The following is a 26,526-nucleotide window of genomic DNA, read 5'->3' as shown; positions in this document are numbered from 1 at the left end:
GATGCTCCCGGTTGCGGGTCGTCCGGCTATCCGAATTCGCGCAGCTCCGCGGTCATCTCGCCGCCGGCATCGCCCGTGTTGACGGTGCCCTTCGGCTCGAAGAGGATCGCGTGGACCTCGTGGTCGGCGCGCGGGCAGTGCTCGACGCCCTTCGGGACGACGAACACATCGTTCGGTCCGAGCACGACATCGCGGTCGCGCAGCTGGATCGTCAGCTCTCCCTGCACCACCATGAAGAGCTCGTCGGTATCGGGGTGGGTGTGCCAGACGAACTCGCCGAGCAGTTTGACGACCTTGACGTCGTAGTCGTTGATGCTCGTCAATCGATGGGGCTGCCAGTGCTCGGTGATGCTCGCCAGCGCCGCCTGCACGTTCCGTGTGTCTTCGTCCACCCCGTCAGCCTAGGCCGCCGGGTTTCGCCGGTACTGTCGTCTGAGGGAGAACGGAGCCGGTCATGAACGCGGTCGACGCTGTCGGCACCATCGCCGAGGTCCTCTCGTGGATCGGCCTCGGCATCGGGCTCCCGCTGCTCGCGATCGTGCTCCTGGTGAAACTGCACGACGGCTCCTGGGTGCCGCACGAGGTGGTCATCGTCGAGGACGACGGCGGCCGGGCGCGAGCACGCTGGTTCGCCGCCGGTGACTTCTGGGAGCGCCCGCTGCGCGCGGAGGAATCGGTCCATTGGCACGGGCGGGAAGAAGCCGACGCGTTCCTCAGCGAACGGCACCCGAGCCTGATGCGGTTCGAACCCCGACGGCCCCTGCTGCATGCGTTCCAGGTGCTGGGGATCACCCTGGCCGGGGTCGGCGCGGCCTCCGTCATCCTGTCGATCGTGCTCCTCTTCCTCGGCTGAACGGATGCGGTGTCCGCTGAGAGGGATCCCGGGCAGGATGGAGGCATGCCCGAATCCCCGCTCGCCTCCCGACCCTGGCTCGACTCCTACGCGGAGGGTGTCCCCGCGGAGATCGCGGATCCGTCGCAGACTCTGCCCGAGATGCTGTCGGCGAGTGTGAAGTCTTTCGGGCGGCGCCCGGCACTGGACTTCTTCGGAGCGGTCACGACCTATCGCGAGCTCGGGGAGCAGGTCGAACGGGCGGCAGAGGGTCTGCGGCGCCTCGGCGTCGGCCACGGCGACAGGGTCGCGCTGGTGCTGCCCAACTGCCCACAGCACGTGGTCGCCTTCTACGCGATCCTCCGGCTCGGCGCGATCGTGGTCGAGCACAACCCGCTCTACACCGCGCGCGAGCTGCGGCATCAGTTCGAGGATCACGGCGCCCGCGTCGCGGTCGTGTGGGACAAATCGGTCGACACGGTCGCCGGATTCCCCGACGATGTCAGGGTCGAGCACATCGTGAGCGTCGACATCACCACGGCGATGCCGCTGTCGAAGCGCCTCGCGCTCCGCCTGCCCCTGCCCCGGGCCCGCGAGGCCAGGGCGAAGCTCACCGGCGCCCCGAAGGCGCGGCACCTGATCGCGTGGAAGAGCCTCGCCGATCACCGACGCCTCTCCCGACGGGTGGCGGGACCGGGCCTGGAAGACATCGCCCTGCTGCAGTACACGAGCGGGACGACGGGTGTCCCGAAGGGAGCGATCCTCACGCACGCGAATCTCCGTGCCAACGCGATGCAGGGACGGGCGTGGGTACCGGGTCTCGTCGACGGCGAGGAGACGTTCTACGGCGTGCTGCCGCTGTTCCACGCCTACGGCATGACCCTGTGCCTCACCTTCGCGATGAGCATCGGCGCGCGACTCGTCCTCTTCCCGACGTTCGACCTCGGATTGGTCACCGCGGCGGCACGTACGACGCCGCCCACCTTCCTTCCCGCCGTGCCGCCGATCTACGACGCGCTCGCACGTGCGGCCGCCCGCGGGACCATCGACCTCTCGACGGTCCGCTTCGCGATCTCCGGGGCCATGAGCCTTCCGGTGGCCACCGTGAAGCGCTGGGAGGAAGCGACCGGTGGCCTGCTCGTCGAGGGCTACGGCATGACCGAGAGCTCACCGGTCGCGCTCGGCAATCCGATGGGTCCCACCCGTCGCCCCGGCACCGTGGGGGTGCCCTTCCCGAGCACGGAGATCCGCATCGTCGATCCAGTGGACCCTGCGGTCGACCTGCCCGCCGGCGAGTCCGGCGAGCTCCTCATCCGCGGACCGCAGGTCTTCCAGGGGTACTGGGGGCGTCCGGGCGAGACGGCAGATGCCCTGCTGCCGGACGGCTGGCTCCGATCCGGCGACATCGCCCAGGTCTCCTCCGACGGGTTCGTGAGCATCGTCGACCGCCTCAAGGAGCTCATCATCACCGGCGGGTTCAACGTGTCTCCCAGCGAGGTGGAAGACGCGCTGGTCGCCCACCCCGATGTCGTCGCCGCGGCGGTCGTCGGCCTGCCGCGACCCCACGGCGGAGAAGAGGTCGCCGCCGCCGTGGTGCTCCGCGACGGTGCGGCCCTCGACGTGGATGCGCTGCGCGACTTCTGCCGCACCCGGCTCACCCCCTACAAGGTGCCTCGCCGGATCACCGCCGTCGACGACCTCCCCCGGTCGCTCATCGGCAAGGTGCTGCGTCGTCAGGTGCGCGACCGCCTGCTCGCCGACCGCTGAGCCGTCTCGGTCGCACAGCGAGCAGGAAGCATCTCGGAGCGACACCCACGTGATCGCAGTCCCGCCGGTTGGCCCTTCAGTTGCCCATCTCCGCCTGGATCCGCCGGTCGAGGTCGTCGAGCTCCGCGAGCAGTTCGGCGGCGACCCAGACACGGTCCCGCTTGCGTCCGGTGATCTCTTGTACGAATCCTGCCGCTTCGAGCTGAGCGATGGCCTTGTAGGCCTGTTGCTCCGACGAACTCGCGCTTCTGCTCCCCCGCCGACGGAAACTTCGTCGCGCGCACCTCCCTGAACCGGGCTCGGCTAACGTCCGACCGCCGCCGGCCGACAGTCACCCCCGACAGCCCAGGACGGGCCGTCGGGTCCGTGCTCCCCGGAACACGGACGGATCTTTCCAGGATGGAGCCCATGATCGTCCTCACGCGCCTGAACCGTTCGCGGTTCGCGGTGAACCCCGACCTGATCGAACGTGTCCAGGCCACGCCGGACACGACGCTCATCATGGTCGACGGTGCGACCTTCGTCGTCACCGAGACGATGGATGACGTGATCGCGCAGATCACCCGGTTCCGCGCCGGAGTGCTCGCCACGGCCGCCGCCCTGATCAGCACCGCCGGATCGGATTCCGCCGCCCCCGATGCCGAGGTCGGTCTCTGATGGATCCGTCTCTCATCCTCGGACTGGTCCTCGCGTTCGGCGCACTGATCGCCATGATCAACCTCGAGGGCGCCACCATCGGATCGCTGCTGATCCCCGCCCCGATGGTGCTGGTCTTCGGAGCCACGATCGCCGTCGGCATCGCGAGCGGCACGGTGCGCGATGCGCTGCATGCGGTCAAGTCGCTCCCCCGCGCCTTCCGCGGCGAGCGCCGCACCGCGTCGAGCATGATCGACACGGTGGTCGGCTACGCCGAGAAGGCGCGCGCCGAAGGGCTCCTCGCCCTCGAGCAGGGACTCGAGGACGAGAAGGACCCGTTCCTGCGCCAGGCACTGCAGAGCATCGCGGACGGGACCGACGCCGAAGACCTGCGAACACTGCTGGAGGATGAGCTCACATCGACCGCCGCCCGCAACCGCACCGCCTCACGCTTCTACATGACGCTCGGCGGCTTCGCACCCACGGTCGGCATCATCGGCACCGTCGTCTCCCTCACGCACGTGCTGGAGAAACTCGACAAGCCCGACACGCTCGGTCCCATGATCGCGACAGCGTTCGTCGCGACACTGTGGGGTCTGGTCTCGGCCAACTTCATCTGGTTGCCCATCGGCGGACGCCTCCAGCGTCTCGGCGAGCTCGAACTCGAACGCATGACCGTGCTCATGGAGGGCATGCTCGCGATCCAGGCCGGCGCACCGCCGCAGTTCGTCGGCGAGCGCCTGCGAGCCCTCGTGTCCGAACGCTCCTCCGCCCGCTCCGGCCGGAAGGCCCGCACCCGAGCAGCCGAGGAGACGGAGCAGGCGTCATGAGCGTCCGTGCCCGTCGCCGCGTGCCGCAGGAGGAGCACAGCGGCCCGGACGAGCGGTGGATGGCGTCCTACATGGACATGGTCACGGTGCTGATGTGCATGTTCATCGTGCTGTTCGCGATGTCGACCGTCGACCAGGAGAAGTTCGAGGCTCTCAGCGCCTCCCTCGCGACCGGCTTCGGGCAGGAGCCCTCGGACGAGATCGACGCCACGACAGGCGTGGTCGTGCCTCCCGAACTGGTCGATGAGAAGGGCGAGGACTTCGCCGACATCGACCTCGCCGCTGCGCAGACCGAGTTCAACGAGCTGTCGGCGCTGCGTGAGCGCCTGCGTCAGGTGCTCGCCCAGAACGGTCTCGAAGCCGACGTCACCTTCACGATCGATGAGCGCGGCCTCACGATCGGCCTCGTGAGTGCCGAGACCTTCTTCGACACGAACAGCACGACGCTCAGTGCGAAAGCGCTCCTCGTCCTCGACGCGCTCGGCTCGGTGCTGGTCACCACCGCCAACGAGATCTCGGTCGAGGGCCACGCCGACGTGCGCGGATCGGTCGCCCCGTACCCCACGAACTGGGAGCTGTCCGCCGGACGCTCCACCCAGGTGCTGCGGCACCTCGTCGAGGCCTCGGGGCTGCCGCCCGCGCACCTGAAGTCGGTCGGATTCGGCGACACGAGGCCGGTCGCCCCAGGCGACTCCCCCGATGCCCTGGCCCAGAACCGACGGGTCGACATCGTCGTCCTCTCCGATGCGGACGAGGAGGTGCGCGCGCTCATCCCCCAGGCACAGGCGGGAAAGCCGTCCTCCTGACCCGCCTTCTCACCTAACGCACGCCGTTCACCGCCCGATAGTCCGGTTCGTGGTGATCGAGGACAGCGTGCGCTCCGACGTGCGCGCGGGAACGGCGACGAAGAGCGCCGACGTCGAGGTGTACGACTTCGGCCGTTCGGCGACCCTCTCGCGCGAGCACACCCGAGCACTGGAACTGGCCTTCGAGACCTTCTCCCGCCAGTGGTCCGCGCAGCTCTCGGCGAAGATCCACGTGCGCGCCACCATCGCGGTCGAGCACGTCGGCATGATGACATACGGCGAGTACGCCCAGTCGCTGCCGACGACGACCACGATGATCGTGTGCGCCCTGCCCGACTCGGAAGAGCGCCTCATCGTGCAGCTGCCGACCTCCGCCGCGACCGCCTGGATCGTGCAGATGGTGGGCGGACGAGCTTCCGCAGCCTCAGAGGACCGCACGTTCACCCCGATCGAGCAGGCCCTGATCCGATCGCTGATCGTCGACGCGATCGACCACCTCACCGGTGCGCTCGACGGTCTTCTCCCCACCGGGGTCGCCTTCAGCGGCATCCAGTACAGCTCGCAGTTCGCCCAGGTGGCGGCATCCGGCGAACCCGTCATCGTCGCACGGTTCTCGATGCGGCTCGCCGGTCGCACCGTGCCGACGAGCGTGATGCTGCCGGCCTCCGTGCTCGCCGGTTTCACCGTGCGTCCGTCCGACGACGAGCGCACCGCGGCACCCGCCCGGATCCGTCGCCAGGTCGAGATCGCCCCGGTCGAAATCGCGCTGCGACTCGCACCGCGAGCCGTGCTGCCCCGCGAGGTCCTGGATCTGTCCGTCGGCGACGTCATCGCGTTCCCGCACTCCGCCGATCGTCCGATGGTCCTCTCCGTCGGTGATCAGACCGTCGCCACGGCGGCCGTCGGCAGTGCCGGAGCGCGCCTGGCCTGCGTCGTGACCACCACCGTCCCCGATCCCGCTTTCGCCGAGGAGCCCGCGTGACCAGCACCACCACCTACGAGTCCGCCGTCGCCGCCGCCTTCGCCGCATCGTTGCCGACCGCCTCCCCTCTCGTCGCGCGCGCCTCGCAGGTCTCCGGCGACACCGGCGACGCCCTGGTCGTGCAGTTCGTCGGCGAGGCGAGCGCGCAGTTGGCTGTGCAGCTGTTCGAACCCGAGATCCTGGTCGACGGCCTCGGCGGCACGCCCCTGGCCGACCGGCTGCGCGATGCACTGGAGAGCGCGACCAGCGCGCTCGGTGCCGGTGCCCTCGGCGCAGGCACGGTCGGCGATGCCTCTTCCCTCTTCGCCGACCCGGCCGTGCAGCTCTTCGACCTCCAGGACGACGCCGACCACACGGTCGGCCGGCTCGCCGTCGTCGTGACGCGCGCGCCCGCCGGTGCCTCCTCGTCCTCGCGGCGGCTGCACCGCATCGCGGGCGTCGAGATGGAGCTCACCGTCGAGATCGGGCGCACCAGGATGGCGGTGCGCGATGTGCTCGATCTGGAACCGGGACGCATCGTCGAGCTCGATCGCTCCGCCGGCGCTCCGGCCGACATCAAGCTCAACGGACGCATCATCGCGCACGGCGAGGTCGTCGTCGTCGACCAGGACTATGCGGTGCGGATCACCCGCATCCTCGAGAACGTCGAGGCCTGACCCTGGACGACCTCCTGCTCGGCCTACGGGTCGTGCTCTCGCTCGCCGCAGTGCTCGGGGTGCTGTGGTTCCTGCAGCGACGCGTCGCGCGCACGCAGGCGCGTCGCCGCGACAGCGAGGCGATCACGGTGCTCGGGCGCCAGGGGGTCGGCCCGAAGGCGCAGATCGTCGTGATCCAGACGGAGGACGCCCGGTACGTGCTCGGCGTCACCGAGCACGGCGTGAACGTCGTCGACCGTCTGCCGGTCAGACCCGCAGATGAGCCGGAGGAGACCGCACGGTCGACGTGGTCGGCGACGACGTCAGAGGCGGCGTCCGACGCCGAGGAGTTCGACCGCATCCTCGCCGCCACCGCCCTGACCGAATCGGCGGCCGGCCCTCCCGTGACGCCGGCGCCGCAACGCCGGGTCCGTCACCGGAACGACCCGCTGCGTGGCTCCATCCTCTCCCCCGAAACCTGGCGGCAGACCGCCGAGGCCATCCGGCGCACCCGATGAGCGTCGCCCGTGGGGTCGTCGACGGGCGCGCGCTGCGGCGAATCGCGCTGATCCTCGCCGCGGCCGCGGTGCTGGTCGTCGTGATGACGCTCCTGTCGGGCACGGCCGCCCACGCACAGGTGACCCCCGACGACCCGGGCGAGGGCGTCACGATCGACATCAACGGCGTCGACGGCGGTCCGTCCGGCTCGATCCTGACCCTGCTGGGCATCACCCTGCTCTCGGTCGCCCCCGCGCTCCTGCTGATGATGTCGTCTTTCACGAAGATCTTCGTGGTGCTGGCGATGACCAGGAATGCCCTCTCGCTGCCGACCATCCCGCCCAACCAGGTGCTGGCCGGCCTGTCGCTCTTCCTGTCGCTGTTCATCATGTGGCCGGTGCTCACCGAGATCAACACGGTGGCAGTGCAGCCCTACATCGACGGCACGCTCACCTTCACGCAGGCCATCGACGTCGGCCAACTGCCTCTGCAGGAGTGGATGCTCCGCTTCACGCGCGAAGAGGACCTCGCCCTGATGACCCGGATGGCGGGTCAGCCCAACCCCGAGGACCCTTCGAGCGTCCCGATGTACACGCTCATCCCCGCGTTCATGATCTCCGAGCTGCGGGCCGCGTTCATCATCGGCTTCGTGATCTTCGTCCCGTTCCTGGTCATCGACCTCGTCGTGGCCGCGGCGCTGATGTCGATGGGCATGATGATGCTCCCGCCCGTGATGATCTCGCTGCCGTTCAAGATCCTGCTGTTCATCCTCGTCGACGGCTGGGGGCTCATCATCCGGGCGCTGCTCGAGAGTTACGGAGGGGTGGGATGAGTCCCGAAGCCGTCATCGACATCGGAACGCAGGGGCTGCTCATCGCGGCGAAACTCGCCGCGCCCGTGCTGGTCACCGCCCTCGTGGTGGGCTTCGCCATCTCGCTGCTGCAGTCGATCACGCAGGTGCAGGAGGTGACGCTGTCGTTCGTGCCGAAGATCGTCGCCGTCGGGATCGCCCTGCTCATCGCGGGCAACTGGATGATCGCGGAGATGATCGCCTTCACGAACGAGATGTTCGCCCGTATCCCCTCGCTGCTGAGCGGATGACGACGTGTACATCCCGATCGACTTCGCCTGGCTGGAAGCCACGATGCTCACCGCCGTGCGCATCACGGCCTTCATCATGATCGCCCCGCCGTTCTCGTACGGGGCGATTCCGGTGCGGGTGAAGGCGATGCTCGCGATCGGGCTCTCCCTCGCGGTGGGCACGGCCGTGGCCCCCGGCTACGTGAACCTCGACACCGGCCCGTTCCTCGGGGCCCTGGTTCTGCAGCTGGTCACCGGTGCCCTGCTCGGCTTCCTCGTGCTGTTGTGCTTCTCGGCGCTGCAGGCGGCCGGCAGCCTGATCGACGTGTTCGGCGGGTTCCAGCTCGCTCAGGCCTTCGACCCGCACTCGCTCGTGAACGGCGCCCAGTTCACCCGGCTCTTCCACCTGACCGCGCTGACGCTGCTGTTCGCGTCCGGCGGGTATCAGCTGATCCTGGCCGGGCTCGCCCGCAGCTTCGAGGCCGTGCCCGTCGACGGCATGTTCCAGGCGGCGGGACCCGCAGAGCTCCTCGTCGACGGGGTCTCGCAGATGGTGCTCGCCGCCGTGCAGATCGCCGGGCCCCTGGTGCTCGTGCTGTTCCTCGCCGATGTCGGGCTGGGACTCATCACCCGCGTCGCTCCCGCGCTGAACGCGTTCGCGATGGGCTTCCCGGTCAAGATCCTGCTGACGCTGCTGCTCGCGGGCGCCGTCTACGCCGTCCTCCCCGGCATCGTCGACTCCCTCGCCGCGCAGGCCCTGCGCATGATGCAGGGGGTGCACGAATGAGCGGCACGGACAGCGGCGAACGCAGCGAGAAGGCGACGGACAAGCACCTCAGCGAGGCCCGCAAGAAGGGGCGGCTGTCACGCAGCCAGGATCTGACCGCCTGGCTGGGGATCGGCGCGGCGGCCGTCACGATGCCGGCGGCCATCGCCCTGGGGGCTTCGGCGGGAACCGAGCAGCTGCTCACGCTGACGTCCCTGGTCGATGCTCCGACACCGCAGGCGGCTCTGGCGGCCCTCGGGCGCGGTCTCGCCTCCGTGCTCCCGACGCTCACCGTGATGCTGGCCGCCGTCGCGATCGTCACCCTGATCGGCGCGGTCATCCAGGGCGGGGTGCATCTGAAGCCGCTCACCGGCCGTTTCGAACAGTTCAACCTCGTCACAGGGATCCGCCGGGTGTTCGGCATGCAGGCCCTCTGGGAGGGCGCCAAGGCTCTCATGAAGACCGCGGCCATCGGCATCGCCCTCTGGTTCGTGATCGCGAGCCTGATGCCCGTGCTGACCGCGAGCGGCGCGCACTCGATCTCCCGCCTGCTCGGCACCGCGAGCGAGGGCACGACCGCGCTTCTGCAGACCGCGATCGGGGTCGGCCTGGCCCTCGCCGCGATCGACATGTTCGTGGTCATGCGGCGCAACCGCAAGCACACACGCATGACCAAGCGCGAGATCCGCGACGAGAACAAGAACTCCGAAGGCGATCCGCTGATCCGCCAGCAGCGACGTTCGCGTCAGCTCGCCGTCAGCCGCAACCGCATGATCGCGGCCGTCGCCGGCTCCGACGTCGTCGTGGTCAACCCGACGCACATCGCGATCGCCCTGCGGTACGAGCCCGGCCGCGCCGCCCCCAAGGTCGTCGCCAAGGGCAGCGGGGTGATCGCCGAGCGCATCCGCGACGAGGCCGTGCGCGCCGGTGTGCCGCTGGTGCGCGAGATCACCCTCGCCCGGGCCCTGCACGCCGCGTGCGAGCTGGGCCAGGAGATCCCCGAAGACCTGTACAACGCCGTGGCACGCGTGCTCGTGTTCGTCGACTCGCTGCGACGACGCGGGGCGGCCCGCGGCATCCACTCCCTTCCCTACCGGAGGACCGCATGAGACAGCTGCTTCCCAAGCTCGGGGTGCCGATCGGCGTCGTGGGCATCATCATGCTCCTCGTCGTGCCGGTGCCGCCGTTCCTGCTCGACATCCTCATCATCCTGAACATCATGTTCGCGCTCGTGATCCTGCTCACGTCGATGTTCGTCAAGAAGCCGCTCGATTTCTCGGTCTTCCCCTCGCTGCTGCTCGTGGCGACGCTGTTCCGGTTGGGACTGAACGTCGCCTCGACCCGTCTGGTGCTCGGCGAGGCGTACGCGGGGCAGGTGATCGAGGCGTTCGGCGCCATCGCGGTCGGCGGCTCGCTCATCATCGGCGCCGTCGTGTTCCTCATCCTGGTCGTCATCCAGTTCGTCGTGGTGACGAAGGGCGCAGAGCGCGTCGCCGAGGTCGGTGCACGGTTCACGCTCGATGCGATGCCCGGCAAGCAGATGGCCATCGACGCCGATCTCAACGCCGGACTCATCACCGATGCGGAGGCGCGCGAGCGTCGCGCCGAGGTCGCCGCCGAGGCCGACTTCTACGGAGCGATGGACGGTGCGTCCAAGTTCGTGAAGGGCGACGCGATCGCCGGTCTCGTCATCATCATCATCAACGTCGTGGGCGGCATCGCCATCGGCATCGTGCAGCACGGCATGACGATCGACGAGGCCGTGAACACCTACAGCCTGCTCACGATCGGTGACGGTCTGGTCACGCAGATCCCGGCGCTGCTGATGGCGGTCTCCACCGGCATGATCGTGACCCGCTCCACGGCGGAGGCGGAGATGGGGACGGCGGCATCCGCCCAGCTCGGCCAATCCCGCAATGCGCTCATCATCGCCGGCTGCGCCGCGATCATCATGTCGCTCATCCCGCACATGCCGATGCTGCCGTTCGTCGCGATCGGCGCCCTCCTCCTCCTCATCGCCCAGCGCATCAAGGCGACCCAGAAGCGCGAGGAGGCGGCCGCCGCCGCGCAGAGCCCCTCCGCCGCCCCGGCCGACCAGCCCGAGGAACTCATCGAGAAGATGCGCGTGCATCCGCTCGAGATCCTCCTGGCCCCCGACATCATCGATCTGGTCACCGGCGGACCCGACGATCTGCTCGCGCGTGTGAAGGCCCTCCGACGCCGGATCGCCCTCGATCTCGGGCTCATCGCGCCGCCCGTCCGCACCCGCGACAGCATCGAGCTGCCGCAGGCGACCTACGTCATCCGCATCGCCGGTGTCGAGACCGGCCGCGGCACGGCGCCGGTCGGTTCCGTGCTCGCCCTCGGGCAGGGGCTGGACAGCCTCCCCGGCACCGCGACGCTCGACCCGGTCTTCGGACTCGAAGGCAAATGGATCCCGATGGAGATGCGCCACAGCGCCGAGTTCGCCGGTGCGACCGTGATCGACAGGGCGAGCGTGATCATCACGCACCTGTCCAGTGTGATCCACGCCCACGCTGCACGCCTGCTCAGCCGCGAAGACGTGCGCCAGCTCACGGACGCCCTCAAACAGGTCTCCCCCGCTGCCGTCGAGGAGCTCACGCCTGCGCTGATGTCCCTGGCCGAGGTCCAGCGCGTCCTGCAGGGCCTCCTCGCCGAGCGGGTGCCGATCAACGACCTCAGCCGCATCTATGAGGCGCTCGCCCTGCGCGCCAGGGTCTCCACCGAACCCGAGGGCCTGATCGAAGCCGCACGGGCCGCGCTCGGCCCCGCGATCGCCGCCCGGTTCGCGGATGCCGGCACCCTGCGCGTGGTGATGATCAACCCGATGCTCGAACAGGCGATGCTCGAGAGCCTGCGCCCGGGCGACGACGGCAGCCAGATCGTGTTCGATCCGCAGCGCATGGAGGCGGTGGTGGATTCCGTGAAGCAGGCCGTCGCCTCGGTACACGAGGGCGGCGAGCCGGTGCTGGTGTGCGCACCGTCGCTGCGGCCGGCCGTGCGACGCCTCGTCTCGGCGCAGACGGACGGCCTCCCTGTGCTCTCGTACACCGAGGCGACCGCGGCCGCCCTCACGATCGAGACCGTCGGTGTCGTACGAGACATCCCCACGCCGTCGGTCGGCGTCGTCCCCGCAGCACTAGGCTGAACGAATGCTGGTTTTGACGAGGCGGATCGGTGAGAGCGTGCGCATCGACGGCGACATCGAGATCACGCTGCTCGAGATCAAGGGCGACAGCGTGCGGATCGGCGTGAAGGCACCGCGCGAGACGCGCATCCAGCGCACCGAGATCATCGAGGCGGTCGTCGCCGAGAACGTGTCCGCCGCCGCGGAGACCGATGCCGAGGCCGAAGGAGCGATCGCCGCCGCCCTCGCCCGCGGCCGGGAATCCCGCCCCGCCTAGCCGGACATCTCCTCAGGCCGACGTGAGATCCGCCGCGGTGGCGCGCTTCCACTGATCGCCGCCGGCATCCCGCGCCCTGACCGCTGCTCTGCCCGCCGCGGCGACGAGGGCGTCGTAGTCGTAACCGACGACCGAGGCGGTCGCCCAGCCGATGCTCGCCGAGGATCGGATCCCGGTGACCGCCGTCTCCCTGTCGATCACCGAGATGCGGGTCAGGATCCCCCGCAGGTGGTGCCGGACCGACTCGTCGCCACCGCGGATGACGACGATCGCGCGACCGTCGGCGACCCGATCGGCGTCGGCCGACGCGGGGAGCCCCTCCTGGATGTCGTGATGGAAACGGTCGACGATCATGGCGAACGCGGAACCCGTCGACGCCTCCCGGAGGTCGGCCGGATCGTCGAGCCGGATGTCGAGGACCGACCACGGCAGGTCGTTCTGCGCCTCGGCCTTGCGGAGCCGGCGACGGGCGCGGTCGGCGATGTCATCGGCGTCCCTCGTCTTCTGCTCCGAACGCACCAGCAGCACCAGGGTGAACGCCGCGCACGTGCTCACCACCACCGTGCCGACGGCATTCATGCCGCGCAGTGCGCTCAACTGCGCCTCGGTGCCGGCGCCACCGGAGACGAGGGCGGACACGGCGCTCACGACCGCCACCACGACGAAGCCGCATGAAGCGAGGGCCAGCGGCAGCACGATGTCCCTGACGGCCGGCCTGTCCCGCAGCAGCTCGTAGGCCACCAGGCCTGCGAAGACGGCGCTCCCGAGGAAGACGAGCTGGAACGAGGGCAGATACCAGACGCTGCCGGCCGTGGCCACCAGGAGCGTGGGAGAGACCAGGATGAAGACGACGACCGGCCACCAGCGCGCTCGCCGACCGAGGTGCATCCGCAGGCCGATCCAGACCAGCGGTTCGAAGCAGAGCATCAACGCGGAAGCGGCTCCGCGCAACACCGGTTCCTCGGTCTGCTGGCCCGCGAGCCAGAGGTAGGCCGCCAGCATCCCCAGGCCGAAGGCCGCTCCCCAGGTCACCGTCGCCTTCGACGGGCGGGCGAGGGTGCCGAGGCCCACGACCATCACCGTGAGCACGGTGACGACGGCCACCATGCTCGTCGTGATGTCGACGTTGACGGGGACGAGCGGGTTCACGTCTGCACCTCTTCCGGGGAACGCGGCGGGAAGCGGAGTGTCACCCGGGTGCCGACCGCGATCTCGCTGGAGACGTCGATGCTGCCCTCATGCGCGGCGACGATCTCGCGCACGATCCCCATTCCCAGTCCCGTGCCGCTGATGCCGGCACGCACAGCGCTCTCGGTGCGGAAGTAGGGCTCGAACACCCGTGACAGATCCTCCGGGGTCATCCCGAATCCGTCGTCGACGATCGTGACCTCCGCCTGACCCGTCGTGGCCGTCCCCAGACCGATTTCGATGCGCCCTCCTGCAGGGGTGTACTTGGCGGCGTTGCTGAGGAGGTTGTCGAGCACCTGCCGCAGCCGGAAGGGATCGCCCGAGATCACCAGGCGTGCGGCGCCCCCGATCCCGAGTTCCTGTCTGTTGCCGGCGATGACGGGTGCGTACGAGGCGGCCGCCGCCTCGACCACCTCGCGCAGATCGACCGGGGCGAACGGCTCCTGCGCGGAGCGGCTCGTCTGCTGCAGGATGCTCGAGACCAGGTCCTGCATCCGCTCACCCGCGTGCGCGATGATCTCGAGCTGCGCCGGCACGCGTCCCGGCAGGTCGTCGCGCTCGCGGAGCAGATCGACGTGACCGAGGATCGCGGTGAGCGGATTTCGCAGTTCATGGGAGACGACCGCATTGAAAGTGCGTCGTTCCTCGTCGACTTCGAGCAGCGCCGTCACGTCGTCGATCACGACGAGCGTGATGTCCTCGCCCTCTCCCGCGGTGGCCATCGGCTGTGTGCTCACCTCGAGCGCACGCCACTGTCCCGTGCCGTCGAACAGCCACACCCGTTCCGCCTGCAGCCGCTCGCCACCGGCGGCTCGGGCGAGCGAGGTGCGCGATGGCGGAAGCGCCGTGCCACGCCGCGCGTCGTACTCGACCGCGGCCGAGGGCAGAGCGGCACCGAAGCGATCACGACCGTAGAGCGTGCGGTAGGCGTCGTTCATCTGCAGGACGCGCCCGCCGGTCGTCACGACCACGAGCGCCACGCTCAGCGCGTCGACGATCTGCGTGACGCGTCGCTGGTTCGCCTCCGCCCGCTCGGCGGCGCGGTTGACCTGCTCGGAGCGGCGCTGCAGGAGGCGGCGCGCGGCGCGGGAGCGCTGCGCGCCGATGCGGACCGTCACCCCGAGGAAGCCCAGGGTGATCACGAGGGTGAGCAGCCGCAGCAGGATGTCGGCCGGGGCACCGCTCTGATCGGCGAACAGCACGAGAGTGGCGCTGATGAAGGCGATGCCTCCGAGCACCCAGGGCATCGTGAAGTAGCTGGCCAGCCACACGACGGGAAAGACCCAGAGGAACCCGAGGCGGAGGTCGGGCGCGTTGGTCGTGAAGCCCACGGCGAGCGCGTCCAGGAGCGGCACGACGGTGGCGGCCGTGCGCGGGAGCCGGTGCCACGGCAGCGCCAGGGTCATGAGCGTGGTGACGATCACGAGACCGACGCCGGCGACCACCAGTGGGTTGGCGAAGGTCTGCGGCTTGAACGCGGTGATCATCACGACGATCGCCACGATGCTGCCGGTGAAGACGAGCTGCCAGCGCCAGATAGACACAGTGCGGACCATCAGCGCTCACCCTCCCCCTCGAACCTCAGCTTTGCCGCAAGATTACTCAAAGATCGATGCAGCCCGCTCTTCAGGCGGCCTCGCACCCCTAGCATTCTGAGTGGGGGCCGATACTGCGACTGGGGAACAACGCAGACGCTGGGGCCACGCGAGTGGGGATTCGCAGGCAACCGGGGCCGTGGTTGGGGAACCACGGTCCCGCCCCGCGGCATTCACGGACCATCGGCCGGCGTGAGACGATAGCCGACGCCGCGCACCGTCTCGATGTAGCGCGGCTGCGTCGTGCTGTCGCGGAGCTTGCGCCGCAGATTGGCGATATGGGTCTCGATCGCCCGTTTGTCCGGCTCGCTCACGTACTCGTTCGAGCCCTCGGGTGCCCCGCGCAACCCTCGCGCGAGATCGGCTTTGCTGCGCACGCGGAGCCCGGCCTCGAGCAGCATCGCGAGCAGGTCGAACTCGGTCGGCGTGAGGTCGATGCGCCGCTGCCCGATCAGGACCATCCGCGTGTCGAGGTCGAGGCTGAGATCCCGGTGGACACGGCCCCGCCAGGTGAGAACGGTGGCACCGTCGGCCGCCGGGTCGGGCTCGACTGCCGCTCGTCCGGTGTCCGGGAGCCGGGGAAGCACGGAGCGGGGTTCGGAAGGGTGGGGTTCCGAGGGGCGGGGATCGGCGACGCGGGGGCGCCGCAGCAGCGCCTCGATGCGCGCACGCAGTTCGCGCGGACGGAACGGCTTCACCAGATACTCGTCTGCTCCCGACGTGAGACCGAGGACCACGTCGGATTCCTCGGAGAGCGCGGAGAGCATGATGATGAAGGTGTCGCTGATCCGCCGGATGCGTCGTGCGACCTCGAAGCCGTCGATGCCGGGGAGATTGATGTCGAGCGTCGTGATCACCGGCTGGTGCTGCTCGATGGCCGCGAGCCCCTCCAACCCGGAACCGGTGAGGATCGTCTCGAAACCGGCGGCGAGGAACACCTCTTCCAGGAGAGATCGCACATCGGGGTCGTCCTCGACGATCACGGCGACGAGAGCGCGATCCACGGCCGGGGTCATACGATGCTCTCTCGCACGATCGTGACGACCCTCGGCGCGTCGGCGTCGAGCTCCGACGGGTCCAGATCGGAGGATCCGACCGGGCGCTCCACCTCGACATCCCACCACGAGTCGGCCAGTTCCTCGGCCATACCGCGTCCCCACTCCACCACCACGACCGATCGCTCGAGGTCGAGATCGAGGTCGTCGAGCTCCGCGGCGGAACCGAGCCGGTAGGCGTCGACATGCACGAGTGGCGCACCGCCGACCAGCGAGGGATGCGTGCGGGCTATGACGAAGGTCGGACTCTGCACGGGACCGCGCACTCCGAGCCCCTCGGCGAGGCCGCGCGTGAACGTGGTCTTCCCCGCGCCCAGCGGGCCCGTCAGGACGAGCAGGTCGCCGGCTTCCAGCTGTTCCCCGATCCGCACGCCCAACTGCTCCATCGCGTCGGCGGTCGCGATCTCTCGTCGGCCGAGGAACGCAGGGTCCACGCTCACGAGGTCCGCCGGGGGACGCGCGGACCGATGCGGGTGACGATCTCGTAGTTGATGGTGTCGGCGGCATCCGCCCAGTCCGTCGCGGACGGTACGCCGAGGGTGGGGTCGCCGAACAGGACCACCTCATCGCCGATCGAGACCGGAGCGTCGCCGACGTCGACGACGAACTGGTCCATCGCGATGCGCCCCACATTCACGAACCGGCGTCCGCCGATCGAGACCGGGAGCTTTCCCGATGCGTTCCGCGGCACCCCGTCGGCGTATCCGAGAGGCACCAGGACCAACGTCGTGTCGCGGTCGGTGCGATGGTCGTAGCCGTAGGAGACGCCGGTTCCTGCGGGCACTCTGCGGACGGCGGCGATCGCACCGCGGAGCGTCATCGCCGGGCGCAGACCGAGCTCCGCGGAGCTGCGGTCGTCGAACGGCGAGAGGCCGAAGAGTCCGACGCCGATGCGCACCGCGTCGAGGCGCATCTCCGGCAGGTCGATGGCGGCGGCCGTCGCAGCGATGTGCCGGATCTCGGGGCGGATGCCGAAAGCCGCCGCCGCGGCGACGCCTTCCTCGAACTTCGCGAGCGCAGCTCTGTCGTCGTCGACCGACGTGTTGGAGAGGTGACTGAACAGCCCGACGATGCGCAGTCGTCCGATGCGCTGGAGGCGCGCGGCCTCGGCCAGCACGCGGCCCCAGTCGGCGGGGGCGATGCCGTTGCGCGACAGCCCGGTCTCGAACTTCAGGTGCACGCCGACCGGACGGTCGACCGCGGCGGCAGCTCCGGCCGCCTCGAGCTGGTCGAACGACGAGATCCCCACCTCGATGTCCTGCGCGGCGGCGTGCTCGAATCGTTCCCCCGGCGCGTGCAGCCACGCCATGATCGGTGCACGCACGCCCTGTCGGCGCAGTTCGAGCGCCTCGGGGATCTCGGCGACGCCGACGCGGGTGGCACCGGCGGAGAGCGCCGCGACGGCCGCCGCCGCCGCGCCGTGGCCGTAGGCGTTGGCCTTCACGATGGCGATCACCTCGACCCCGGTGAGTCGTCGGAAATGACGCACGTTGTCGGCGATCGCGTCGAGATCGATGGTCGCTTCGCGGAACGGGACGGTCACAGCGGTGCTCCTTCGGCGACGACGAACGCTGCGGCGAGACCGGCGTCGTGGGTGAGTGTCAGATGCAGCGTCAGGATGCCGCGTTCCTCGACGACGGCGGCCGTCGAGCCGGAGAGCACGAAATGCGGGCGACCAGACGGCTCCGACGCGATCTCGATCTCGGTCCAGTGCACGCCGTCCGAGCCACCGAGCGCCTTGATCAGCGCTTCCTTGGCCGCGTAGCGGGCGGCGAGGGACGGAAGGCGGAGGGTGCGCTCCGACGGGGCGAAGAGCCGTTCGCGCAATCGCGGCGTCCGTGCCATCGTCCGCTCGAATCGCGGGATGTCCACGAGGTCGATTCCGGTGCCGATGATCACCCGTTCAGCCTACCGAGCCTGATTCCGGTTGAAATCGCCCAAATGGCTCCGTTTCCACTGGAAACGAAGCCATTCGCGCGATTCGAAGGGCGGGTCTACTCGACCGTGACCGACTTGGCGAGGTTGCGCGGCTGGTCGACGTCGAGGCCCTTCGCCGTGGCCAGCGCCATCGCGAAGATCTGCAGCGGCACGACGGCGAGCAGCGGCTCGAACATCGCTCCGGCGAGCGGGATGTGGATGACCTCGTCGGCGAACGGCAGCACGGCGGCGTCGCCCTCCTCGGCGATCACGATCACCCGGGCACCGCGCGCGCGGATCTCCTGGATGTTCGAGACGACCTTGGAGTGCACGAGCGCGGAGTGGCGCGGCGACGGAACCAGCACGAACACCGGCTGCCCGGGTTCGATCAGTGCGATCGGTCCGTGCTTGAGCTCGCCGGCGGCGAAGCCCTCGGCGTGGATGTAGGAGATCTCCTTGAGCTTGAGAGCACCTTCGAGGGCGATTGGGTACCCGACGTGGCGTCCCAGGAACAGCACCGAGCGGGTGTCGGCCATCCACCCGGCGAGCTGGGTGACGTGCTCCTGCTCGCTCTCGAGCACCTGGGCGATCTTGTCGGGAAGCGCAGCGAGTTCGTCGACGTCGACCGAGGCATCGGCGACCGCACCGCGCACCCGGCCCATGTGCAGGCCCAGCAGCAGGAGCGCGGTGATCTGCGCGGAGAACGCCTTGGTCGAGGCCACGGCGACCTCGGGGCCGGCATGGGTGTACACGACGGCATCCGACTCGCGCGGGATCGTGGCGCCCTGCGTGTTGCAGATCGACAGGGTGCGCGCACCGCGTTCCCTGGCGTACTTCACAGCCATCAGGGTGTCCATGGTCTCGCCCGACTGGCTGATCGACACGACGAGGGTGTCGGCGCCGATCACGGGGTCGCGGTAGCGGAACTCGTGGGCGAGCTCCACGTCGACGGCGACACGTGCCCACTGCTCGATCGCGTACTTGCCCACCAACGCCGCGTATGACGCCGTGCCGCAGGCGGTGATGATCACGCGGTTGATACCCACGAAGAGCTCGTCCAGTCCGTCGAGCTCCGGGATGACGACCTGTCCGTCGTGGATGCGACCGCGGATGGTGTTGGCGACGGCCTCGGGCTGCTCTGCGACCTCCTTGGCCATGAAGCTCGACCATCCGCCCTTCTCGGCAGCGGCGGCATCCCACGACACGTCGAACGGCTCGGGCTCGACGGGCGTGCCGGCGAAGTCCATCACCGTGACGGCGTCGGGGGTGATCGAGACGATCTGATCCTGGCCGATCGCAAGCGCCTTGCGCGTGTGCTCGATGAACGCGGCGACGTCGGAGCCGAGGAAGTTCTCGCCCTCGCCGAGTCCGATCACGAGCGGGGAGTTGCGGCGGGCGCCGACCACCAGACCGGGGTGGTCCTGGTGCATCGCCAGCAGGGTGAACGCACCTTCGAGGCGGTTCACGACGCTGCGGAAGGCGAGCTGCAGGTCGCCGCCGTTGCCGGCGTACTCGCGTCCGAGGAGCGCAGCAGCGACCTCGGTGTCGGTCTCACTGCGGAACACGACGCCGTCGGCGAGGAGCTCGTCGCGCAGTGCGGCGAAGTTCTCGATGATGCCGTTGTGGATGACGGCGAGCTTGTCGTCGTCGGCAAGGTGCGGGTGCGCGTTGCCGTCGGTCGGTCCTCCGTGGGTCGCCCAGCGGGTGTGCCCGATGCCGGTCGACCCGTCAGGGAGCGGCGCGTCGGCGAGCGAATCGCGCAGCACGGCGAGCTTTCCCGCCTTCTTGCGCATGCCGAGCGAGCCGCCGCCATCGATGACGGCGACACCCGCCGAGTCGTATCCGCGGTACTCCAGGCGTGCGAGGCCTGCGAGAAGGATGTCCTGGCTGGGGCGCGGGCCCACGTATCCGACGATTCCACACATGCGATCAAGAGTAAGACGAGTTTTTTGCGAGTCGTCCGTACATTCTTCCGCCCCGTCGCGGGTCGCACGCGGGGTCAGAGCTTGCGCAGCAGCACCGTCTCGACATCGTGGTCGGCACCCTTGCGCAGCACCAGGCGCGCGCGGTGCCTGGTCGGCATCACGTTCTCGATGAGGTTGGGCATGTTGATCTCGTTCCAGTAGCCGAGAGCCGTCGTGATCGCCTCGTCGTCCGTGAGGTGCGCGAACACGTTGAAGTAGGACGAGGGGTTGCTGAAGGCCGCCTGCCGGAGTGCGAGGAAGCGGTCGACGTACCACTTCTCGATATGCGACGTATCGGCGTCGACGAAGATCGAGAAGTCGAACAGGTCGCTCACGGCGACATCGTTCGGAGCCGGCGGCGGCTGCAGCACGTTCAGCCCCTCCACGATGACGACGTCGGGGCGACGCACCACGACGTTCGCGTCCGGCACGATGTCGTAGCGCATGTGCGAGTAGAACGGGGCGCGCACCTCGGTGGCACCGCTCTTGACCTCGGTGAGGAACTCGATCAGCGCGCGCCGGTCGTACGACTCGGGGAAACCCTTACGGTCCATGATCCCGCGGCGCTCGAGCTCGGCGTTCGGGTACAGGAAGCCATCCGTGGTGACCAGCTCCACCCGCGGCGTCCCCGGCCAACGGCTCATGAGCTCGCGCAGCAGACGGGCGATGGTCGACTTGCCCACCGCCACGGAACCGGCCACGCCTACGACGAACGGCGTCGTGGTGTCGTCCTCCTGGAGGAAGGAGGAGGTCGCCGCCCCCAGCCGTTTCGTCGCCGTGGCGTACAGGCTCAGCAGGCGGCTCAGGGGCAGGTACACCTCGCGTACCTCGGTGAGCGAGAGACGGTCCCCGATACCGCGGAGCTCGACGACCTCGGTCTCGGTGAGCGGCTGGTCGAGCCCGGCCGCGAGCCGCGCCCATTCCGCGCGTCCGATCTCCCGATAGGGCGACAGCGGCAGTGTGGGGTCGGCGGTGGTCACGGAGTACATCGTATCCGGGGGGCGAGTAGTCTCTTCCCGTGCGCCTGGGAGTCCTCGACATCGGATCCAACACCGTCCACATGCTCGCTGCCGACGTCCGTCCCGGTGGACGGCCGCTCGCGACGACGAGCGATAGGACGGTGCTGCGCCTCATGCGCTATCTCACCCCCGACGGCTCCATCTCGGAGGAGGGCGTCGCCGCGCTCGAGGAAGCGGTCGCGCAGGCACGGCGTGTGGCCGAGAGCGAGCGTGTCGACGCGCTGCTGGCCACCGCGACGAGCGCGGTTCGCGACGCGCGCAATGGCAGCGAGGTCATCGCCCGTATCGAAGCAGCCCTCGGCCAGCCGTTGCAGGTGCTCGACGGTGAGACCGAGGCAGAGCTGACGTTCCTCGCGGTACGGCGCTGGTTCGGCTGGTCCGCCGGTCAGATCCTGCTCCTCGACATCGGCGGCGGCTCGCTGGAGATCGCCGCCGGCGCGGAGGAGATGCCGGACGCGGCCGCGTCCGTTCCGCTCGGCGCCGGACGCATGACGGTGCAGTTCCTGCCGCACGATCCTCCGGGCGAGGCCGAGGTGGAGCGGCTGCGCGCGCACGCGACGACAACCTTGGCCGATGTGCTGCCGCGGTTCGTCGCCCTCCCCCGCCCAGACCATGTCGTCGGATCGTCGAAGGCGATCCGCTCCCTTGCCCGCCTGGTCGGGTACCCGGTACCGGGATGGTCGGGAAGCGAGCGGATGCTGCTCCCCCGCGCCTCCCTCGGGTCGTGGATCCCGCGCCTCGCACGCCTTCCCGCCTCCGCGCGGCAGGAGCTGCCGGGCATCACTCCGGACCGGACGTTCCAGATCGTGGCCGCCGCGGTCTCTCTGCATACGGCGATGACGGCCCTCGACGTCGACGAGCTCGAAGTGTCGCCATGGGCTCTGCGCGAAGGCGTGCTGCTGAGGTACATCGAACAGCTCAGCTGGTCCGCCTCTCGAACCTGAGCGGCGTCCGCCCCTCGAACATGAGCGGAGGACGACGCGGCACGAACACGCCCTGTTGCCGCGTACCTCCGTGCGGGTATCCTCTGACGAAGCGAGCACCTCTCCCGCGGTCGCAGACCGCTGGCGGGAGGTACGAGCCCGGCGAGCCGACCTCATCGTTCGGCGCCGCCCATCGATCATCGGCGTCGGGGGGTGCTGAGTGAGCCCGGGAGAGGCATTGGCCATCGGCTCGGCCGAACTGATCTCGCACGGCGTACGCGCAGTCGACGATCTGTCGACGATCCGCGCGACGCGGCGGACGCCCGGGCCTGTGATCCTGCTGTCGATGCAGGGCACGGCGACCGAACTGGCGATCGACACCACCACTGCGCACCCGCACCACGCCGTCTTCGCCTTCGTGGAGGCAGGGGGAATCTCGGCGAAGGAGCAGCACGGCCCGTGGGTGCCGCTCGGCAACGGGCTCGTGATCGCCCCGCCCGGGATCGACCAACGTGTTCAGTGCGACGGTGCCTGGCGCATCATCGCCGCCTTTGTTCCCCGCTCCGCGCTCGGGTCGTTCGTCGCGACGCTGCCCGCCACCAGTCGAGTCCTCGAAGAGCGGCGCCCGTTGGATCGCGCCATGCAGGCGTTCATCGAGCAGGTCCTCACCGTCGACGACGACGCGACGGCGATCGAGCGATATGCCATGGAGCATCTGATCGTGGAGATGAGCGGAGCGATCCTGCTCGACCGCGTCGACACGGCGTCCCCGCAACGCTCTCCCCACGCCGCGCTGCGCGACCGCGCCATCGCCGTGATCGCACAGCAGTGCGGCGACCCGGCGTTGAATCCTGACCTCGTCGCCCGCGAGGTTCAGGTCTCCCTCCGTCAGCTCCAGCTGGTCTTCGCCGAAGTGGAGAACAGTGTGGCCGGCGAGATCAGACACCAGCGCGCGCGCCGCGCCCGATCGCTTCTCATCGACAGCCGTTTCGATGCGCTGAGCATCGAGCAGGTGTCCCAGCGCTCCGGCTTCCATTCCCCCATCAGCCTCCGTCGCGCGCTCCAGGAGGACTACGGAGCCACGCCGCGGGCACTGCGCGCCCACAGCGGCACGGGATCGCAGAGCGACACGGGATCACGGAGCGGCGAACGCGAGACGGCCGATCGCTGAGATCAGCGATCGGCCGTCGTAGCGTCAGGTCAGGTCAGAGCGACAGGCGCTCTTGGACCACCTCTGCGAGGCGTCCGGCGTATGCATGCACGGATTCGGCATCGGCCGCCTCCACCATCACGCGCACCAACGGCTCGGTGCCGGACTTGCGCAGCAGCACCCGTCCGGAGTCGCCCAGCTCGGACTCGATGTCACGGACGGCTTGCTGCACGACCTCGTCATCGGACACGCGATCCTTGTCCACGTCGCGCACGTTGATGAGAACCTGCGGGTAGACCGTCATCACCGAGGCGAGCTCAGCGATCGACTTCTTCTGCCGCGCCATCTCGGCCACCAGGTGGAGGCCGGTGAGGATTCCGTCGCCTGTCGTGGCGTACTCGCTCATGATGACGTGACCGGACTGCTCACCGCCGAGGGCGTACCCGCCCTCGTTCATGTCCTCGAGCACGTAACGGTCTCCGACGGCCGTCTGGCGCACGGTGATCCCGTGCTCGCGCATGGCGACATGCAGACCGAGATTGCTCATCACCGTGGCGACCAGCGTGTCGTCCGTGAGGTGGCCGCGCTCCTTCATGGACACTGCGAGGATGGCCATGATCTGGTCGCCGTCGATGTGATTGCCCTCGGCGTCCACGGCGAGGCAGCGGTCGGCGTCGCCGTCGTGAGCGATGCCGATGTCGGCCCCGAGACGCACGACGGCCTCGGCCAGGTTGTCCAGGTGAGTCGAGCCGACACCGTCGTTGATGTTCCAGCCGTCAGGGTCGGCACCGATCACGGTGACCTCTGCTCCCGCATCGCGGAATGTCTCCGGAGAGACACCGGAGGCCGCGCCATGGGCGCAGTCGAGCACCACGTGGATGCCGTCCAGCCGGTTCGGGAGCGATCCGAGAAGATGCACCACGTAGCGGTCCTCCGCGTCGGAGAACCGGTCGATGCGACCGACGCCGGCACCCGTCGGGCGCAGCTTGTCGCCGGTCAGCGCTTCTTCGATGCGCAACTCGACCACGTCAGGGAGCTTGCGTCCTCCGCGGGCGAAGATCTTGATGCCGTTGTCGGGCGCAGCGTTGTGCGACGCCGAGATCATCACGCCGAAATCGGCATCGCGATCGGCGACGAGGAAAGCGAGAGCGGGCGTCGGGATGACTCCCGCCTCGAGCACGTCGACTCCGGAAGAGGCGAGACCCGCGGCGACGGCCGCGGCGATGAAATGTCCGGAGACCCGGGGGTCCCGGGCGACCACTGCGGTGAGTCGCTTGCCTTCGGCTTTGCGAGCCTCCGCAGTACGGCCCTGGCCCAGGACGACAGCAGTCGCCTGGGCCAGGGTGAGCGCCAGGTCGGCGGTGAGGGTGCCATTGGCGAGTCCTCGCACGCCGTCCGTGCCAAAGATCGGCATCGGAGCAGTTGACCTTAACGCTTCGAGTACTGAGGCGCCTTACGGGCCTTCTTGAGTCCAGCCTTCTTGCGCTCCTTGACACGGGCGTCGCGCGAGAGGAAGCCGGCCTTCTTCAGGGTCGGACGGTTGTTCTCCTCGTCGATGCCGTTCAGCGAACGGGCGATTCCGAGGCGAAGCGCACCGGCCTGACCCGAGGGGCCTCCGCCGGAGATGCGTGCGATGACGTCGTACGCACCAGCGAGGTTCAGCACGGTGAACGGGTCGTTGATCAGCTGCTGGTGCAGCTTGTTCGGGAAGTAGTCCTCGATCGTGCGGCCGTTGACCGTGATCGTGCCCGAGCCGGGGACGATGCGCACGCGGGCGATGGCCTGCTTGCGACGGCCGACAGCGGCGCCCGGGACGCTGAGGACGGGGCGGGGAGCCGCCTCGACCACGTCGGTCTCGGGAGTCGACGTCGAGAAGTTCTGGGGGGTTTCGGTGGTGTCCTGGATGTCAGCCACGAGTATGTCCTTAAGTCTTTACGGCGCTTACTGGGCGACCTGGTCGAGGGTGTACGGCGTCGGCTGCTGTGCGGCGTGCGGGTGCTCGGCACCGACATACACCTTGAGCTTGGACAGCTGCTGGCGGCCGATGCTGTTCTTGGGGAGCATGCCACGGATGGCCTTCTCGACAGCGCGGACCGGGTTCTTCTCGAGGAGCTCGGCGTAGGTGACCGACTTCAGGCCGCCCGGGTAACCGGAGTGGCGGTAGGCCATCTTCTTCTGGAGCTTCTGACCCGTGAGCGCGACCTTCTCCGCGTTCACGATGATGACGAAGTCACCCGAGTCGATGTGGTTGGCGAAGGTCGGCTTGTGCTTGCCACGCAGGAGCGTTGCGGCGTGCGAGGCCAGACGGCCGAGAACGACGTCAGTGGCGTCGATGACGACCCAATCGCGCTGGACTTCGCCAGCCTTGGGGGTGTAAGTGCGCGTCACGATAGTGCTGCTTTCTTGTGTCGAACGGAGAAGTTCGTGAATCCCACTCCGGGGTGGTTCTTCCCGACAGGGAGGAACACGCCAGTGGAGGGCTCACGTTCGGACGATGCCCCTTCTCCGCGGACGGGGAAAGGCACCAAAGAGAAATCATACGCCACGCCGTGCGTATGCCCAAACCCTGGCCTCAGTCGGGCTTGACCGTGACGAGGATGGGACGGTGATCGCTCGCGCCCTGCGGGAGAGTCGTGATGCGTTCGATCTCGAAGCCGGTCGACGTGGCGAAGTCGTAGTGCCCCCGGAACACGCGGTAGCGCGTATACGTGTGGTCGTCGCTGAGCGACAGCGCATACCCGTGCTCTCGAACGGCCTGACCGAGGTTCTCCTTGAAGATCGGATAGTTGTAGTCCCCGACCATCAACTGCGGCAGTCCCTCGCCGAGCGCAGCGAGCTCGGTGAGGGCGGCGCGGATCTGGTGACGTCGCAACGAGTTCAACGCGGTCAGCGGCGCGGCATGGAAGGAGGCGACGATGAAGTCCTGGCCATCGTCGATGTCGCGCAATCGTGCGCCGAGGACGCGCTCGTGCGCCGGCTTCGCGATGCGGTCGTGCAACGACTTCTTGAGGCCGAGCATGCGGATGGCCTGCAGATGGAATGTGCTCGCTCGATAGAAGAGCGCAAGCCCGAGACGATTGCCCTGCGTGGCGTCAGCCAGCACGAGGTCGCCGATCTGCGCGGGCAGCTCCGGAACATCGCACTCCTGCAGGCAGAGGACGTCGGGGTCGTGCGCACGCACGAGCGCGGCGAGTTCGCCGGCTGCCCGGTGCTTCTGGAGGTTGTACGAGATGACCTTCATGATCGTTCCCACGCTACTCCCGACCGCTGTGCGTGGGCTCCGCGCAGCCGCCGGACGGCGTGTCCTGGACGTGATCGGTACCGGCGCCCGTGCCGATGAGGGCGCCGGTACCGACACGCATCGAGCCCTGTGCGGGGATGGGGAGTTGTCCCCATCGACGGTGTTCTCGCGGCCACCTCGCCGTACGACGAGATGGTCAAGGGCATGATCAACGACG

Annotated in this window: 29 protein-coding genes; 16 read left to right on the top strand and 13 right to left on the bottom strand. The window is 68.9% G+C overall.

Annotated features, from left to right (window positions below; genetic code table 11):
- Positions 1-26 precede the first annotated feature (26 nt).
- A complete protein-coding gene (locus tag DW307_RS08665; protein ID WP_136024527.1) occupies positions 27-392 on the bottom strand; it encodes a cupin domain-containing protein in 366 nt (121 codons plus the stop codon).
- Between the two features lie 62 nt (positions 393-454).
- Between DW307_RS08665 and DW307_RS08660 the strand changes: the two genes are divergently transcribed.
- The 14 genes from DW307_RS08660 (at position 455) to csrA (ending at position 12,257) form a co-directional block, all read left to right on the top strand.
- Complete coding sequence (locus tag DW307_RS08660) at positions 455-853, top strand: hypothetical protein (protein WP_021198946.1); 399 nt, start codon at positions 455-457, stop codon at positions 851-853.
- Between the two features lie 45 nt (positions 854-898).
- Positions 899-2,599: a long-chain-fatty-acid--CoA ligase gene (locus DW307_RS08655; protein WP_136024526.1), complete on the top strand. Its 1,701-nt coding sequence runs from the start codon at positions 899-901 to the stop codon at positions 2,597-2,599.
- Positions 2,600-3,007: 408 nt separating this feature from the next.
- On the top strand, positions 3,008-3,256 hold the full coding sequence (locus tag DW307_RS08645; RefSeq protein ID WP_021198949.1) for a flagellar FlbD family protein: 249 nt from the start codon (positions 3,008-3,010) through the stop codon (positions 3,254-3,256).
- Positions 3,256-4,065 (top strand): motility protein A, encoded by an 810-nt coding sequence (locus DW307_RS08640; RefSeq protein ID WP_136024525.1) that lies wholly within the window; start codon positions 3,256-3,258, stop codon positions 4,063-4,065. Before DW307_RS08645 ends, DW307_RS08640 begins: the two co-directional genes overlap by 1 nt.
- Complete coding sequence (locus DW307_RS08635) at positions 4,062-4,871, top strand: OmpA/MotB family protein (RefSeq protein ID WP_029258633.1); 810 nt, start codon at positions 4,062-4,064, stop codon at positions 4,869-4,871. Before DW307_RS08640 ends, DW307_RS08635 begins: the two co-directional genes overlap by 4 nt.
- Before the next feature lie 49 nt (positions 4,872-4,920).
- Positions 4,921-5,853 carry a flagellar motor switch protein FliM gene (locus DW307_RS08630; RefSeq protein WP_051668043.1) on the top strand — a complete coding sequence of 311 codons (933 nt, stop codon included), beginning with the start codon at positions 4,921-4,923 and terminating at the stop codon, positions 5,851-5,853.
- Positions 5,850-6,509, top strand: coding sequence for a flagellar motor switch protein FliN (fliN, locus tag DW307_RS08625; RefSeq protein WP_021198953.1), 660 nt, complete (start codon positions 5,850-5,852; stop codon positions 6,507-6,509). Before DW307_RS08630 ends, fliN begins: the two co-directional genes overlap by 4 nt.
- A gap of 32 nt (positions 6,510-6,541) precedes the next feature.
- Complete coding sequence (locus DW307_RS08620; protein WP_021198954.1) at positions 6,542-7,006, top strand: FliO/MopB family protein; 465 nt, start codon at positions 6,542-6,544, stop codon at positions 7,004-7,006.
- Positions 7,003-7,818 (top strand): flagellar type III secretion system pore protein FliP, encoded by an 816-nt coding sequence (gene fliP / locus DW307_RS08615; protein WP_021198955.1) that lies wholly within the window; start codon positions 7,003-7,005, stop codon positions 7,816-7,818. Before DW307_RS08620 ends, fliP begins: the two co-directional genes overlap by 4 nt.
- Entirely contained in the window at positions 7,815-8,087 is a 273-nt protein-coding gene (gene fliQ, locus DW307_RS08610; RefSeq protein ID WP_021198956.1) for a flagellar biosynthesis protein FliQ, read from the top strand. Before fliP ends, fliQ begins: the two co-directional genes overlap by 4 nt.
- 4 nt (positions 8,088-8,091) lie before the next feature.
- A complete protein-coding gene (locus DW307_RS08605; RefSeq protein WP_021198957.1) occupies positions 8,092-8,853 on the top strand; it encodes a flagellar biosynthetic protein FliR in 762 nt (253 codons plus the stop codon).
- Positions 8,850-9,941, top strand: a complete 1,092-nt coding sequence (locus DW307_RS08600; RefSeq protein WP_021198958.1) for an EscU/YscU/HrcU family type III secretion system export apparatus switch protein — start codon at positions 8,850-8,852, stop codon at positions 9,939-9,941. The genes DW307_RS08605 and DW307_RS08600 overlap by 4 nt, the downstream gene beginning before the upstream one ends.
- Complete coding sequence (locus DW307_RS08595) at positions 9,938-12,001, top strand: flagellar biosynthesis protein FlhA (RefSeq protein WP_036271494.1); 2,064 nt, start codon at positions 9,938-9,940, stop codon at positions 11,999-12,001. The genes DW307_RS08600 and DW307_RS08595 overlap by 4 nt, the downstream gene beginning before the upstream one ends.
- A gap of 4 nt (positions 12,002-12,005) precedes the next feature.
- The gene (csrA, locus tag DW307_RS08590) at positions 12,006-12,257 is read left to right on the top strand and encodes a carbon storage regulator CsrA (protein WP_029258637.1); all 252 of its coding nucleotides are present in this window, start codon (positions 12,006-12,008) and stop codon (positions 12,255-12,257) included.
- Between the two features lie 12 nt (positions 12,258-12,269).
- On the opposite strand, the gene DW307_RS08585 is transcribed toward csrA, so the two are convergent.
- From DW307_RS08585 to coaA, 8 genes are all read right to left on the bottom strand, one after another.
- Positions 12,270-13,406, bottom strand: coding sequence for a hypothetical protein (locus tag DW307_RS08585; RefSeq protein WP_029258638.1), 1,137 nt, complete (start codon positions 13,404-13,406; stop codon positions 12,270-12,272).
- Entirely contained in the window at positions 13,403-15,001 is a 1,599-nt protein-coding gene (locus tag DW307_RS08580; protein WP_029258639.1) for a sensor histidine kinase, read from the bottom strand. The genes DW307_RS08585 and DW307_RS08580 overlap by 4 nt, the downstream gene beginning before the upstream one ends.
- A 212-nt stretch (positions 15,002-15,213) precedes the next feature.
- Complete coding sequence (locus tag DW307_RS08575) at positions 15,214-16,056, bottom strand: response regulator transcription factor (protein WP_029267024.1); 843 nt, start codon at positions 16,054-16,056, stop codon at positions 15,214-15,216.
- Entirely contained in the window at positions 16,053-16,535 is a 483-nt protein-coding gene (tsaE, locus tag DW307_RS08570; protein WP_029258641.1) for a tRNA (adenosine(37)-N6)-threonylcarbamoyltransferase complex ATPase subunit type 1 TsaE, read from the bottom strand. Before tsaE ends, DW307_RS08575 begins: the two co-directional genes overlap by 4 nt.
- Entirely contained in the window at positions 16,532-17,638 is a 1,107-nt protein-coding gene (alr, locus tag DW307_RS08565) for an alanine racemase (protein WP_029267025.1), read from the bottom strand. Before alr ends, tsaE begins: the two co-directional genes overlap by 4 nt.
- A complete protein-coding gene (locus DW307_RS08560) occupies positions 17,635-17,994 on the bottom strand; it encodes a holo-ACP synthase (protein WP_029258643.1) in 360 nt (119 codons plus the stop codon). Before DW307_RS08560 ends, alr begins: the two co-directional genes overlap by 4 nt.
- Positions 17,995-18,089: 95 nt before the next feature.
- Entirely contained in the window at positions 18,090-19,937 is a 1,848-nt protein-coding gene (gene glmS / locus DW307_RS08555; protein WP_029267027.1) for a glutamine--fructose-6-phosphate transaminase (isomerizing), read from the bottom strand.
- A gap of 74 nt (positions 19,938-20,011) precedes the next feature.
- Positions 20,012-20,965: a type I pantothenate kinase gene (coaA, locus tag DW307_RS08550; protein ID WP_021198968.1), complete on the bottom strand. Its 954-nt coding sequence runs from the start codon at positions 20,963-20,965 to the stop codon at positions 20,012-20,014.
- Between the two features lie 29 nt (positions 20,966-20,994).
- On the opposite strand from coaA, the gene DW307_RS08545 reads away from it, so the two are divergent.
- Together DW307_RS08545 and DW307_RS08540 are read left to right on the top strand one after the other, a co-directional pair.
- A complete protein-coding gene (locus DW307_RS08545; RefSeq protein ID WP_021198969.1) occupies positions 20,995-21,939 on the top strand; it encodes a Ppx/GppA phosphatase family protein in 945 nt (314 codons plus the stop codon).
- Between the two features lie 199 nt (positions 21,940-22,138).
- Positions 22,139-23,089, top strand: coding sequence for a helix-turn-helix domain-containing protein (locus tag DW307_RS08540; RefSeq protein ID WP_136024524.1), 951 nt, complete (start codon positions 22,139-22,141; stop codon positions 23,087-23,089).
- A 34-nt stretch (positions 23,090-23,123) separates the two neighbouring features.
- Here the strand turns inward: DW307_RS08540 and glmM are convergent, their stop codons facing one another.
- The 4 genes from glmM to DW307_RS08520 form a co-directional block, all read right to left on the bottom strand.
- The gene (gene glmM / locus DW307_RS08535; RefSeq protein WP_021198971.1) at positions 23,124-24,482 is read right to left on the bottom strand and encodes a phosphoglucosamine mutase; all 1,359 of its coding nucleotides are present in this window, start codon (positions 24,480-24,482) and stop codon (positions 23,124-23,126) included.
- A gap of 14 nt (positions 24,483-24,496) precedes the next feature.
- On the bottom strand, positions 24,497-24,982 hold the full coding sequence (gene rpsI / locus DW307_RS08530) for a 30S ribosomal protein S9 (RefSeq protein WP_017828210.1): 486 nt from the start codon (positions 24,980-24,982) through the stop codon (positions 24,497-24,499).
- A gap of 27 nt (positions 24,983-25,009) precedes the next feature.
- Positions 25,010-25,456: a 50S ribosomal protein L13 gene (gene rplM, locus DW307_RS08525; protein ID WP_017828209.1), complete on the bottom strand. Its 447-nt coding sequence runs from the start codon at positions 25,454-25,456 to the stop codon at positions 25,010-25,012.
- Between the two features lie 184 nt (positions 25,457-25,640).
- Positions 25,641-26,309: an endonuclease/exonuclease/phosphatase family protein gene (locus tag DW307_RS08520; protein ID WP_021198972.1), complete on the bottom strand. Its 669-nt coding sequence runs from the start codon at positions 26,307-26,309 to the stop codon at positions 25,641-25,643.
- Positions 26,310-26,526 lie beyond the last annotated feature (217 nt).

This window comes from Microbacterium sp. K27 (assembly GCF_004794435.1).
In the GTDB taxonomy this organism is placed as follows: domain Bacteria; phylum Actinomycetota; class Actinomycetes; order Actinomycetales; family Microbacteriaceae; genus Microbacterium; species Microbacterium maritypicum_A.
The sequence above is the reverse complement of the archived record's forward strand: the minus strand, read 5'-3'. Positions and strand labels throughout refer to the sequence as shown.